The following is an 11,865-nucleotide window of genomic DNA, read 5'->3' as shown; positions in this document are numbered from 1 at the left end:
CTAGTGCGACACAGCGCAATTCCGTCTGTTCGGGTTGGCACATGTGATGGTGCAGCGTAATCCCAGCGACATCAAGGGGTGGTTGCCGCGACACGACGCGGGTCGACCAGAGCGGCGACGGCGAAAGCCAGTTCGTGTCGTTGGTCGGCTGTTCGCTGGAACGGGAGCGTGGACTCTGTGACGTCGGCGCGGGCGAGGGTGTGGATCTGATCCAGGAGGGAGGCGGCCGGGACCGCGAGAGTGACGTGGCCGGTGGATTGTGCGTATTCGATCGCGGCGATCCTGTGCTCGGTAGCGGCTCGGAGAGTGGGGGAGGCATTCGCGAGGTCGGGGCGTTCGAGAGACTGCCAGAGGAGCAGGCGGGCCAGGTGCGGGGCAGCGCGGTAGTGGTCGAAGAGGTGCAGGGCGTAGCGGGGTAGATCCTCGGCATCGAAGGGGATCGTCATGTGCGCAGCCGCGTGGTGGTTCAGGACCGCGGCGAACAGGGCGTTCTTGCTGCCGTAGTAGGCGTAGAGCATGCGGGGATTCGAGCGTGCCGCCTCGGCGATGCGCGCCGTGCGGGCGCCGGCCAAGCCGAAGGCAGCGAACTCGGCGGTGGCGGCATCGAGGATTCGGCGGCGCGTCGCGGCAGCATCGCGCGGCAGGGGTGGTTTCGTCATCTGTGTCTGCGCTCCCCAGATATGTAATCGGTTAATCACCGGATGACCCGGACGCAGAGTAGACGTCGTTTACGCAGGTCAGGCGGATTGCGTTCGGTGCCGCCCGACGGACGGCGTGTCGTGCGCACCGCCCCGGCCGGTCGGGGGAGCGCATGGCGAGCGCGACAGCGGGTAGTCGGCGAGTGTGGTTCCCAGTGGCTTGACGCAGGGCAGGAGCGGACTATGAGCGCGATCGGACTCACCGGCGAGATCGGACATCCCTTCACCGTCGAACCCAGTCCGGAGGAAGTGACCATCACCCCGGGCGGCGGTACGGCACGGGTGGGCGTGCGCGTGACGCCGAACGACGAGGGCGGGGTGGGCGAGGTCCGGATAGTGGTCGGCGTCGTTCCCGATTCGGGCCTGAGCTTCACCCGGCACGAGTTGACGGGCGGGGACGGGACCAGCTACCAACCCGGCGCCGACTCCCGCGCGGATGTGCTGAGTTTCGACGGGATCACCCTCGATACGTCGGCGAATCCCGAACTGTCAGTGGAGATCACGGCCGACGCGGACGCGTCGGAGGAGCCGACCACGGTGACGTTCGTGGTGGGGGCCGTGACGTGCGCGGTGCCGGTGCGGGTCGCGGGGCCGGATTCCGAGTAGTCGCTGAGGCCTGCTCGGTTCCCGGTGCAGCACGGTCCGCCTCGGCGTGCAGGAACTCACGCGCAATTGGCAAACGCCGGCGGATGTCTAGCGTCGACATAACCCCTACGGTCACGGCGCGTCAGCGTGCCGGGACGCCCGAACGGTGATTTCGTCGTGTGTGTCCGTGCTGACCGGATAAGTAGTCGGTTAATTACACGATCAAGCAGGGTGGTGTTGCCACACCCCGGATAGCCGCGCACTGGTTGGCCGTCTCCCCCGGCGGCAGGCTCGATCGCATGAACTCCTACGTCGCTCACCTCAACGGCCGGCCCGCCACCACCCCCGACCTGACGCCGCTGGCGTTCACCGGGTACGCGCACTTCACCGCGATGCAGGTGCGCGACAACGGGATTCGCGGCCTCGACCTGCACCTGGAACGGCTCCGCAACGCGTCGCTGCGGATGTTCGGGCGGGCCCTGCCGGACGAGGTGATTCGCGAGCACCTGCGCGCGGCCCTTGCGACCGGGCCCACCGATCTGTCACTCACCGCCACCGTGTTCTCCCCGGCGGGGGAGTTCACCGTCGCCGGACCCGAAGTCGAGCTCGAGGTCCTGGTCCGCACCTCGCCGCCCTCGACCGGGCCGGGCGGGCCGCTGGCACTCACCGCGGTGGAGCATGAGCGCACGTTGCCGGAGGTGAAGCACGTCGGCGAGGTCGCCAAGACCCTCTACCTGCGCGAGGCCGTCGCCCAGGGCTACGACGACGCCGCGTTCCTCGACCGCCACGGGAGGTTCAGTGAGGCGTCGATCTGGAATCTGGCGTTCTGGGACGGGTCCGCGGTGGTGTGGCCGGGGGCGGAGATGTTGCGCGGCACGACGATGGGGATTCTCCAGCGGCAACTGGAGAAGCTGGGGGTGCCCCAGCGCGAGCAGGAGATCACTCCCGCGGACCTGGCCGGGCTCTCCGGCGCGGTGGTCATGAACTCCTGGACCCCGGGGATCCCGGTTCATCGCATCGCCACGACCGACCTCCCCGAGGCTGGTGAGTTCCCCGGCCTGCTGCACCGCACCTACGAAGCCGAACCGCGTGTCGCGCCGTGACGAATACGGCTGCGGGGCTGCATCTCTCGGCGTGGCCGACTACGAGAGGCCGCTATTCGGGATGCAGCCGCCTGACGTATCCGGCGTCGACCAAGCGCGAGAACGCCTTTCGTACGGCGTCCGGCACCGGCTGCTCGATCGCCCACCCCAGCGCCGGGTAGACCCACAGCCGCTGGGTGTCGCCGACCAGGGTGTTGATCACCCGGTCGGCGTCGCCGATCGCGGCGACATAGTCGTCGAGCGGCAGCGTCCGCGATGCGCACGTCACCTCTACTTCCGGCCACCGTTTACGGCAGATGGCATAGCTCCTGCGCTGCTGGTAGGGCCGGGAAATCAGTGTGACCGAATGGATTTCGTCAGAGAGTTCAAGCTTCCGAACGAGGTCCCGGGTGAAGTCGATGTTCTCGCCGGTGTTGGTGGAGTGCGGCTCGACCAGAATGGCGTCCTCCGGCACACCGAGTTCGATCGCGCGTTCGCGAAAATGAACGGCCTCCCCGCGAGGAAAGAGGTCGAACGTCCCGGGCGCGTTGCCTCCGGTGAAAAGGATCCGCGGAAAGAGCCCCCGATGGTAAAGCTCGGCCGCGAAGACCGGCACGTCGAGGTCGTGGCTCCCGAGCCCGATCCCCAGGTCGACGGCCCGCGGCTCATCCCCCATCCGCGCGTGCTCCCACAACGTTTCGACGTCGCCGCGCAATTCAGCGGGAATGGTCGTCGACGGCACAGCTCTCCTCGGGTCGGGGTCTATGCCGCCAGTATGTACACCGTCAGCGACCACCCGTCCGCCGAGATGTCCGCGATGCCCCCGCCCACGCCACGAATGACGATGAACCGATATCCGAGAGTCTCACGCCCGCAATGCCGATCGGTCCAGACAAACGCGCTTTCGACCTGCTCGACGACACCGGCCCCGCCTTCCATCTCGTAGTCCGCGCCCAGCGGCTCTCCCGACCCGAGAAAGAAGCTGCCCAGCTCCCCGATCCGCATCGACTCACCGTTGCGCACCACAGGCTCCGGCGCGGGCAGCTGCCCGAAAGACTGAATCTCGCGGGGACACACCAGTTCGGGTTTACTGATCACGACCACTGCCCCACCCGCCACCAAGAGCACGACAAGAACCCTGATCGCGAACCAGCGCCTTCCCGCCACTCGCCCCCACCTGCTCACCAGCACCCCCGCCGATCATCGACAGCGCGCATCTCGCCGTCGTCTCTCCATTCCACCACGGTTCACCGGTGCGGTGCTGCGTCGATACCGGCGCATCGCGCCATTGCCAGATGATCCGCAAGGCCGGATGGCTGTTCCGGAACCCAACGCTGCGTGGGCGGATGCCGATACCATTTGGTCAAGGCGGTCACAATCGCTCGGCCGAGTGAGTATGAGCCGCAGCAGTTTTGGGTTCCGTTCAAAATCAGAGGTGACCCGTGAATGCGGCTCTGGGAAGTGTCATCGCCGTCGTCGGCACGCTGCTCGGTTCGTGCACAACGTACTGGTTTCAGCGTCGTACAGCAGCCAGGGCGGAGGTCCTGGCAAGATCCGAACGGCTACGGCAGGAGCGCTTGGCGGCCTACAGCGAGTACGCGGGTGCGCTCTCCGATCTACGGAGAGGCCAAGTGACGCTATGGCTTCGGAAGAGGGACTCACGAGATACGCCCGCGGCCTATGCGGAGGCGGACCGCCTGGGCAGCGTGGCCCACGCCGCCAAGCTCCGCCTGGAGCTGGTGGCCGCACGGCCCGAGCCCCTGGTGGATGCGGCGTTCACCAAGGTCCAGGATCTGTTGAACGCTGACGACCCGGCCGATCTCAGGCAACGGGAGAATGCTTTCGAGGCTGCGGTATCAGCCTTTGTTCAGGACGCGGCCGTACGTCTGCTCGCCGACTATCAGTCCGACCTACGAGGCCGGTGAGTCCTTGGCCGAGGTCGGTCGCGAGGAGTTGCGTAACCGTGCCCGCGGCGGAAGTGCGGCAGCCGAGCGTGTACTGGCACTGTTCGAGGTCGACCAATTCGGACCGCCCGAGGGCTGAGCTTGGTTGACGGCTGGCGCGGTGGGGAGAGAAAGACCGAGGGCGGTACCGAACCCGGTACCGCCCTCAGGAAACTCGCTGCAGCCGAAAGGGAATCAGCGCAGGATCTGGCGGGACATCACCACGCGCTGGATCTGGTTGGTGCCCTCGTAGATCTGGGTGATCTTGGCATCGCGCATCATCCGCTCCACGGGGAAGTCGGTGGTGTAGCCGGCGCCGCCGAACAGCTGGACCGCGTTCGTCGTCACCTCCATCGCCACATCGGAGGCGAAGCACTTCGCGGCGGCGGAGATGAAGCCGAGGTTCTTCTCGCCGCGCTCGGCGCGGGCCGCGGAGGTGTAGACCATCAGGCGGGCGGCCTCGATCTTCATCGCCATGTCGGCGAGCATGAACTCGGTGTTCTGGAACGAGGCGATCGTCTTGCCGAACTGCTTGCGGTCCTTGGTGTAGGCGATCGCGGCGTCCAGGGCGCCCTGGGCGATGCCGACGGCCTGCGCGCCGATCGTCGGGCGGGTGTGGTCCAGGGTCTGCAGGGCGGTCTTGAAGCCGGTGCCGGGGGCGCCGATGATGCGGTCGCCGGGGACTTTGCAGTTCTCGAAGTACAGCTCGGCGGTCGGGGAACCCTTGATGCCCAGCTTGTGCTCCAGCGGGCCGACCACGAAGCCCTCGTCGTCCTTGTGGACCATGAACGCCGAGATGCCGTTCGCGCCCTTGTCGGCGTCGGTCACGGCCATCACGGTGTACCAGTCGGACTTGCCGCCGTTGGTGATCCAGCACTTGGAGCCGTTGATGATCCAGCTGTCGCCGTCCTGCTTCGCGCGGGTGCGCATCGAGGCGGCGTCGGAGCCGGCCTCACGCTCGGACAGCGCGTAGGACGCCATGCCACCGTTGACGATGGTCGGCAGCACCTGCTGCTTGAGCTCGTCCGAGCCGTTCAGGATCAGGCCCATGGTGCCCAGCTTGTTCACGGCCGGGATCAGCGAGGACGAACCGCAGACGCGGGCGACCTCCTCGATCACGATGCAGGTCGCGACCGAATCCGCGCCCTGGCCGCCGAAGGCGTCCGGCACGTGCACCGCGTTGAAGCCCGCGGCGTTGAGCGCGGTCAGCGCCTCCTCCGGGAAACGCGACTTGCCGTCGACGTCCTTGGCGTAGGGCGCGATCTCCTTCTCGGACAGACCGCGAATGGCCTCGCGCAGCTCATTGTGGAAATCCTCGAGCTGGAACAGATTGAAATCGGGGTTGCCCGCCATGGGAGTTCGTCTCCTGGTCGTCGGATCGGATCGCCGCTGGTTACCCAGCATCCTCGGCACTGAGTGCCATTCACGAGATAGTGTACGCCGCAATAGTGCGACCACATGCGCTTACTCCCCATTCAGGGAGTGGCACGCAGTGTCATTTAGAACACTGTTTACCGGCTACAGCCTATCGAGGCGACTGGCCAGCAAGTCCGCGACCTGCCGGGGCGGCATATCTCTCGGAAACACCGCGACCACCATCTGATCATCGGCCGCGCGCTCGCCGGCACCCCCGACACCGGCCGCCGCGGGCCCCGCAGCAAACGGCCCGCGCGCACCGCGCGGAATCGTCGCCAGCGCCGCGCGCAGATCCGCCGACCCTGCCGCCGACTGCCCGCGCACCATGCGCCGCAGCAGATAGTTGTGCGTCGCCGTCACCGCCGCCGTGAACTGCACCAGCGCCAAATCCGAACTCCCCGCGAGCTTTTCACGCAGATAGTCGGTGAACAAACGCTCGTACCGGAACACCGTCACGATCTCGCGCTCGCGCAGCGTCGGCACCTGCCGCACCACCCCGTACCGGCGCACCGCCAGCTCCCGCCACTGCGTGAACCGCTCGAACACCTCGATCACGGCCTCGCACACCGCATCCCACGGATCACCCTGCGCGGCGTCGAGGAACTCCCGCGCCTGCGCCAGCTGCGACTCGTGGTCGGCGAAGACCACGTCCTCCTTCGACCGGAACTGCCGGAAGAAGGTCCGCCGCGAGATCCCCGCCGCCTCCGCGATCTCGTCGACAGTCGTTGCCTCGTAACCCTTGTCGGCGAAGAGCCGCAGAGCCTGATCGACGACGCGCAGCCGCCGCGCGGTCGCGTCCGCCCCGGAGCGGGCAGCGGGAGAAGGGTCAACGGTCACCGCTCAACCGTAACCATAGGAACCCACTCCCCCGGCATGCAGCCGCTGCGGCGCGAATCCTCGGCGGTTCGCAACGGGATTGCGGACCCGCAATCCCCGTCCCGGGCGGGCCGCCCGAATCGAGCCGAACTCAGCCCAGCAGGCTCGAGCGGAGCTTCTCGTCCTTGTCCAGGACCATCTTCTCCAGCTCCGCCTGGAACTGCTCCATCTTCGTGCGCAGGGACTCGTCCGCGGCCGCCAGGATGCGCACGGCCAGCAGGCCCGCGTTCCGGGCGCCGCCGATCGACACCGTCGCCACCGGCACGCCGGCGGGCATCTGGACGATCGACAGCAGCGAATCCATGCCGTCCAGGTGCTTCAGCGGAACCGGGACGCCGATCACCGGGAGGGGGGTCGCCGAGGCCACCATGCCGGGCAGGTGCGCCGCGCCGCCCGCGCCGGCGATGATCACGCGCACGCCGCGGCCCGCGGCCTCACGGGCGTAATCGAGCATCCGCTGGGGAGTGCGGTGGGCCGAGACCACGCCGACCTCGAAGCGAATCCCGAACTCGGCCAGCGCTTCCGCGGCCGCGACCATCGTCGGCCAATCGGAGTCGCTGCCCATGATCAGGCCAACCTGTGCGGACTCAGTCATGATGCGGATCCCATCCATCGGTCCAAATCGCGTGCGACATCCAATGCGCCGCGCGCTCGGCTTTCTCGCGGGTGGCCTCGACCTCGTCGCCGAGCACGTTGATGTGGCCGATCTTGCGATCGGGCCGCTCACCCTTGCCGTACAGGTGCACCTTCGCCTCGGGCAGGCGCGCGGCCAGATGATGCAGCCGCTCGTCCATCGACATCTCCGGAGCCTGCTGGGCACCCAGAATGTTCGCCATCACCGTCACCGGCGCCAGCGGGCGCGTGCTGCCCAGCGGGTAGTCCAGCACCGCGCGCAGATGCTGCTCGAACTGCCCGGTGCAGGCGCCGTCCATCCCCCAGTGCCCGGAATTGTGCGGGCGCATCGCCAGTTCGTTCACCAGCAGCTCGCCCGAGCGCGTCTCGAAGAACTCCACCGCCATCGCGCCGGTCACCCCGAGCTCGGCCGCCAGCCGCAACGCCAGCTCCTCCGCCTCGGAACCGCGCCGCTCGGGCAGATCCGGCGCGGGCGCGATGACCACCGCGCACTGACCGTTGCGCTGCACGGTCTCCACCACCGGCCAGGTCGCCGCCTGTCCGAACGGCGACCGCGCCACCATCGCCGACAACTCGCGCGCCAGATCGACCTTCGTCTCGGCCATCAGCGAAACACCGTGCGTGAGTTGATCGGCCACGATCGTCTCGGCCTCGGCCGCGTCCGCGGGCATCCATACGCCGCGGCCGTCGTAGCCGCCGCGCACCGCCTTGAGGACGAACGGCCAGCCGTGCGCGTCACCGAACGCGACCGCGTCGGTGATCGAATTCACCTCCGCGAACTCCGGGATCGGCACACCGAGCTCGGCGAGTTTGCGGCGCATGCGCAGCTTGTCCTGGGCGAAGATCAGCGCGCTCGGCGGCGGCTGCACGTTCACCCCCTCGGCGATGAGCTCGTCGAGCAGCTCGGTGGGCACGCCCTCGTGATCGAAGGTCACCGCGTGCGAACCGACCGCGGCCTTGCGCAGCGCGGTCAGATCACCGTGGCTGCCGAAGACCACATCGGGCGTCACCTGGGCGGCCGGGTCGTCCGGCCGCTCCGCCAGCACCCGCAGCCGCTGGCCCAGGGCGATGGCCGCCTGGTGCGTCATGCGCGCGAGCTGGCCGCCACCGATCATCGTCACGGTGGGCATCGCGGAGGAGTCGAAGGAACGTGCGTTCACGTTCATAAATGTTGTCATGTGGCCAACCCCCCAGTTGCCGCGGGTTGCTCATGGCCTCGCGAGGCGACGTAGACTCGCGAGGTGTCATTCGTCGACGACGTGGTAAACGTCCTGCCCAAGCCACTGCGGGACCTCGCAGACCGCCATTACGAACTGCTGAAGTTCGCGATTGTCGGTGCGACCACGTTCGTCATCGACATCGGCATCTTCTACGTCCTGAAGTGGACGATCCTGGACGAGAAGCCGACCATCGCGCGGGTGCTCTCGGGCATCGTCGCGGTCATCGTGTCCTACATCCTCAATCGGGAATGGACCTTCGACAAACGCGGCGGCAGAGAGAAACATCACGAGGCCCTGCTCTTCTTCGCCGTGAGCGGCATCGGCGTGGTGCTGGCGAGCATCCCGCTGTGGCTCTCGAACAACGTGCTCGACCTGCGCCAGCCGCACGTGAGCTTCACCGTCGAGAACATCACCGACTTCATCAGCGCGTTCATCATCGGCAACCTGCTGCAGATGGCGTTCCGGTTCTGGGCCATGCGGCGCTGGGTCTTCCCGGACGAGATGGCGGAGATGGAGAGCGAGCTCGAGGACCTCATCAACGAGGAGCAGCTCGGACACAGCTGAGAGTCGAGACTTCGAACGGCCCGCGACCTACGTCGCGGGCCGTTCGTCGTATCGGGGGGAGGGTGGGCCGCACGGGCATCCAGATCGTGCGCAGGCGGCCTATCGCCGGGCGGGCGCATGTCGGGGCGAACGGGGAGGTCAGGGGCGGCGCAGGGACAGGGTGAGGGTCAGGCGGGCCCCGCCGAGCGGGCTCTCGGTGAGGGTGGCGGCGCCGCCGTGGAGGCGGGCCTGCTGGGCGATCAGGGCCAGGCCCAGGCCGCTGCCGGGGGCGGTGCCCGCGCGCTGGAAGCGCTCGAAGACGCGCTCTCGGTCGGGCTCGGGGATGCCGGCGCCGTTGTCGTCGACGGTGAGGATCACCGTGTCACCCGCGGCGCGGGCGGCGAGGTCGACCCGGGTGGCGGGGCCGTGGCGCACCGCGTTGGTCAGGGCGTTCTCCAGGACGGATCGCAGGCCCGCGGCCAGACCGTGCAGGCGGATCGACTCCACCTCGTCCGTGGTGATCACCACCCCGGGGTGCGCGCGCCGGGCATCCTCCACCACCTGATCCACCAGCTGCCCCAGATCCACGTCCTCCCAATCGGATTCGGTGGTCAGATCACCGACGGCCAAGCGCTCCAGGGCATACAGCGTCGACTCGATGGCGCGCTGGCCGGCCAGCACCTCGTCCAGGATCTGCGCGCGTTCGGCCGCGGGCAACTCGACCGACCGCAGCACCTGCAGATCCGTGCGCATCGCGGTCAGCGGCGTGCGCAGCTCGTGCGCGGCCGTGGCGGCGAAATCCCGTGCCGTGACCAAGGCTTCGCTCGTGTGCTGCCGCTCGTCGGCGATACGGGCCAGCATGGAGTTCATGGCCTCGGCCAGTTCGGTGGTCTCGCTGGCCACGGGCTGTCGCGGGGCGTCCAGGGTCAGACGGTCACCGAGACCGGCCGTGGCGGCGGTCAATCGGCGCAGCGGCGCCACCGCGCGCGAGGCGAAATACCAGCCGAGCAGGGCCGCCAGGGCGGTCGCCGCCAGACCGATACCGATGACACGGGTGCGCTGCTTGGTGGCCGAATCATCGGCGACCGCGGTGGGTACCTCGAGAAAGACCGTTCGGCCATCCACCGGCAGGGTGCGCGCGAATTCTATTCCGGGCATGAGCGATTCGGTGCGCACGCGGCCGGGCGTCAGCGGCACCCGGGTCGAATCCGCGTCGGCGGAAAACGGCGGCGCGGAGTCGCCCTCGGGCGAAAGGGGTTCGGCCGGAACAGCGGGTTCTGCCGGGGTCGTGTCACCGGGAACCGTCGGCACCGTGCCCTCGGCCCGGGTGATCGCCAGGGCGTTCACGACCGTGCCGACCTGGGTGCGCGCGTCACTGCCCGCCACCGCAAGCAGCACCGTGCTCATGATCGCGACCACGATGGCGGCCGTCGCGGCGCTGGCCAGCGCGACCCGTGTGCGCAGCGAAAACTGTTGCAGGAAAACTGCTTTCCGGATGCGCGCCAGGACGGGTCGACCACCGGCGGAGACCTCGACGGTGGTCGGTGCACCGTCCGTGCGAGCGCTCCGCGCGGCCGCCGGCACACGCGATCCATCCACCGCACCGGCTTCTCGGGGCGCGTCCGCCGCCCTCTCCGGCGAGACCGGCTCGCCCTCCCCCGCGCTCACGCGTCCGCCCGCAGCACGAACCCCACCCCGCGCACCGTGTGCACCAGGCGCGGCGCGCCCGCCGCCTCGATCTTGCGGCGCAGATAGGAGACGAACACGTCGACCACCTTCGTTTGTGTCTCGAAGTCGTACCCCCACACCCGATCCAGCAGTTGCGCGCGGGTGAAGACCTGCCCCGGCGCCGACGCCAGCGCCGCCAGCAGATCGAACTCGCGCTTGGTCAGATCCAGCAGCACGTCGTTGGCGTAGACCCGGCGCGCACTGGGATGAATCACCAACGGGCCCACCGTGATCCGATCGGAACCGTGCGCGGGCGCGGGCGCGCGCCGCAGCATGGCGCGCAACCGCGCCACCAGTTCACCCAGATCGAAGGGCTTGGTCAGATAGTCGTCGGCCCCGGCCTCCAGCGCCCCGATCCGATCGGTGACCTCCGACCGCGCACTCAGCACGCAGATCGGAATGTCGTTGCCGAACGAGCGCAGCGCCGTCACCACCTGCACGCCGTCCAGCAGCGGCATGTTCAGATCCAGCACCATGGCCTGCGGCGCCCCGGTGGCGATGCGCTGGAGCGCGGCGGCCCCGTCCGTCGCGGTCTCGACCTCGAAACCGGACACACGCAGCCCCCGCGCCACCGACGCCAGCACCCGGGCGTCATCGTCCACGACCAATATCAGCGGACTCGTCACCGCACCGACGATACTGACGCGCACGCGCTATTCAGCGGACCCGAACCGATCAGCCCGCGCTCCCGGTGGACGGCGCGGGCACCACCGGTCGGGCGGGCACCCAGTCGCCCGGCACCCGGTCGCCCGGGAACACCCGGGTGGTGGCGTGATCGCCGTCCGGGGTCACCAGGATGGTGCCCTCCTCGCTCGGGAACGTGGGCAGCGCGGGCATCGCGCCCGGGGGCAGCTGCGACAGATCGCCGCGGTGCACGGTGACGGTGCCGTCGCGGTCCTTGGTGATCAGCACGTTCTCCCCCGGTTCCGCGGGAAAGCGCTCACCCGGACGAGCCACCTCGGCGGCCTCGGACGTCGCCTCGGTGACCGCGACCGGATCGGGGTCGGACGCGCTCGCCACGGCCGGGGCGAGCAGCGCCGCGACCAGCGCGACTCCCGCGACACCGCCGACAATCGCGCTTCGGCGCACAGTGGACTTCCGCATGAACACTCCTTCAACTCGTCGACGATGGTTCGTCGTT

The 11,865-nt window shown here is 68.6% G+C and carries 14 protein-coding genes; 4 read left to right on the top strand and 10 right to left on the bottom strand.

Annotated features, from left to right (window positions below; all coding sequences use genetic code 11):
• Window positions 1-71 precede the first annotated feature (71 nt).
• Window positions 72-659, bottom strand: a complete 588-nt coding sequence (locus ACWIGI_RS12685) for a TetR/AcrR family transcriptional regulator (RefSeq protein ID WP_454202506.1) — start codon at window positions 657-659, stop codon at window positions 72-74.
• Between the two features lie 222 nt (window positions 660-881).
• Here ACWIGI_RS12685 and ACWIGI_RS12680 point away from each other — a divergent pair, with 222 nt between their 5' ends.
• Both ACWIGI_RS12680 and ACWIGI_RS12675 read left to right on the top strand, forming a co-directional pair.
• Window positions 882-1,304: a hypothetical protein gene (locus ACWIGI_RS12680; RefSeq protein ID WP_454202505.1), complete on the top strand. Its 423-nt coding sequence runs from the start codon at window positions 882-884 to the stop codon at window positions 1,302-1,304.
• Between the two features lie 278 nt (window positions 1,305-1,582).
• Entirely contained in the window at window positions 1,583-2,386 is an 804-nt protein-coding gene (locus tag ACWIGI_RS12675) for an aminotransferase class IV family protein (RefSeq protein WP_454202503.1), read from the top strand.
• Between the two features lie 52 nt (window positions 2,387-2,438).
• Here ACWIGI_RS12675 and ACWIGI_RS12670 read toward each other — a convergent pair whose 3' ends face one another.
• Window positions 2,439-3,107, bottom strand: a complete 669-nt coding sequence (locus ACWIGI_RS12670) for a YdcF family protein (RefSeq protein WP_454202502.1) — start codon at window positions 3,105-3,107, stop codon at window positions 2,439-2,441.
• Between the two features lie 20 nt (window positions 3,108-3,127).
• Window positions 3,128-3,532, bottom strand: coding sequence for a hypothetical protein (locus tag ACWIGI_RS12665; protein ID WP_454202501.1), 405 nt, complete (start codon window positions 3,530-3,532; stop codon window positions 3,128-3,130).
• 275 nt (window positions 3,533-3,807) lie between these two features.
• Here ACWIGI_RS12665 and ACWIGI_RS12660 point away from each other — a divergent pair, with 275 nt between their 5' ends.
• Complete coding sequence (locus ACWIGI_RS12660) at window positions 3,808-4,290, top strand: hypothetical protein (RefSeq protein ID WP_454202500.1); 483 nt, start codon at window positions 3,808-3,810, stop codon at window positions 4,288-4,290.
• Between the two features lie 213 nt (window positions 4,291-4,503).
• Here the strand turns inward: ACWIGI_RS12660 and ACWIGI_RS12655 are convergent, their stop codons facing one another.
• From ACWIGI_RS12655 to ACWIGI_RS12640, 4 genes are all read right to left on the bottom strand, one after another.
• Entirely contained in the window at window positions 4,504-5,661 is a 1,158-nt protein-coding gene (locus ACWIGI_RS12655; RefSeq protein ID WP_454202499.1) for an acyl-CoA dehydrogenase family protein, read from the bottom strand.
• A 165-nt stretch (window positions 5,662-5,826) separates the two neighbouring features.
• Window positions 5,827-6,561, bottom strand: a complete 735-nt coding sequence (locus ACWIGI_RS12650) for a TetR family transcriptional regulator (protein ID WP_454202498.1) — start codon at window positions 6,559-6,561, stop codon at window positions 5,827-5,829.
• 130 nt (window positions 6,562-6,691) lie between these two features.
• Window positions 6,692-7,195, bottom strand: coding sequence for a 5-(carboxyamino)imidazole ribonucleotide mutase (purE, locus tag ACWIGI_RS12645; RefSeq protein ID WP_454202497.1), 504 nt, complete (start codon window positions 7,193-7,195; stop codon window positions 6,692-6,694).
• A complete protein-coding gene (locus tag ACWIGI_RS12640) occupies window positions 7,188-8,393 on the bottom strand; it encodes a 5-(carboxyamino)imidazole ribonucleotide synthase (protein WP_454202496.1) in 1,206 nt (401 codons plus the stop codon). Before ACWIGI_RS12640 ends, purE begins: the two co-directional genes overlap by 8 nt.
• A gap of 81 nt (window positions 8,394-8,474) precedes the next feature.
• Between ACWIGI_RS12640 and ACWIGI_RS12635 the strand changes: the two genes are divergently transcribed.
• Complete coding sequence (locus ACWIGI_RS12635; RefSeq protein ID WP_454202495.1) at window positions 8,475-9,017, top strand: GtrA family protein; 543 nt, start codon at window positions 8,475-8,477, stop codon at window positions 9,015-9,017.
• Window positions 9,018-9,155: 138 nt separating this feature from the next.
• Here the strand turns inward: ACWIGI_RS12635 and ACWIGI_RS12630 are convergent, their stop codons facing one another.
• The 3 genes from ACWIGI_RS12630 to ACWIGI_RS12620 form a co-directional block, all read right to left on the bottom strand.
• Window positions 9,156-10,595, bottom strand: coding sequence for a sensor histidine kinase (locus ACWIGI_RS12630; protein ID WP_454202494.1), 1,440 nt, complete (start codon window positions 10,593-10,595; stop codon window positions 9,156-9,158).
• A gap of 65 nt (window positions 10,596-10,660) precedes the next feature.
• Window positions 10,661-11,362, bottom strand: a complete 702-nt coding sequence (locus ACWIGI_RS12625; RefSeq protein ID WP_454202574.1) for a response regulator transcription factor — start codon at window positions 11,360-11,362, stop codon at window positions 10,661-10,663.
• Window positions 11,363-11,399: 37 nt separating this feature from the next.
• Complete coding sequence (locus ACWIGI_RS12620; protein ID WP_454202493.1) at window positions 11,400-11,828, bottom strand: hypothetical protein; 429 nt, start codon at window positions 11,826-11,828, stop codon at window positions 11,400-11,402.
• Window positions 11,829-11,865 lie beyond the last annotated feature (37 nt).

This window comes from Nocardia sp. NPDC055321 (assembly GCF_053645575.1).
Note: the sequence above shows the minus strand (reverse complement) of the source record. Positions and strands in the feature narration are given on the sequence as shown.

Coding starts and splice junctions, on each gene's coding strand:
- ACWIGI_RS12685 (WP_454202506.1), bottom strand. CDS start 659: ATGACGAAACCACCCCTGCCGCGCGATGCTGCCGCGACGCGCCGCCGA.
- ACWIGI_RS12680 (WP_454202505.1), top strand. CDS start 882: ATGAGCGCGATCGGACTCACCGGCGAGATCGGACATCCCTTCACCGTC.
- ACWIGI_RS12675 (WP_454202503.1), top strand. CDS start 1,583: ATGAACTCCTACGTCGCTCACCTCAACGGCCGGCCCGCCACCACCCCC.
- ACWIGI_RS12655 (WP_454202499.1), bottom strand. CDS start 5,661: ATGGCGGGCAACCCCGATTTCAATCTGTTCCAGCTCGAGGATTTCCAC.
- purE (WP_454202497.1), bottom strand. CDS start 7,195: ATGACTGAGTCCGCACAGGTTGGCCTGATCATGGGCAGCGACTCCGAT.
- ACWIGI_RS12620 (WP_454202493.1), bottom strand. CDS start 11,828: ATGCGGAAGTCCACTGTGCGCCGAAGCGCGATTGTCGGCGGTGTCGCG.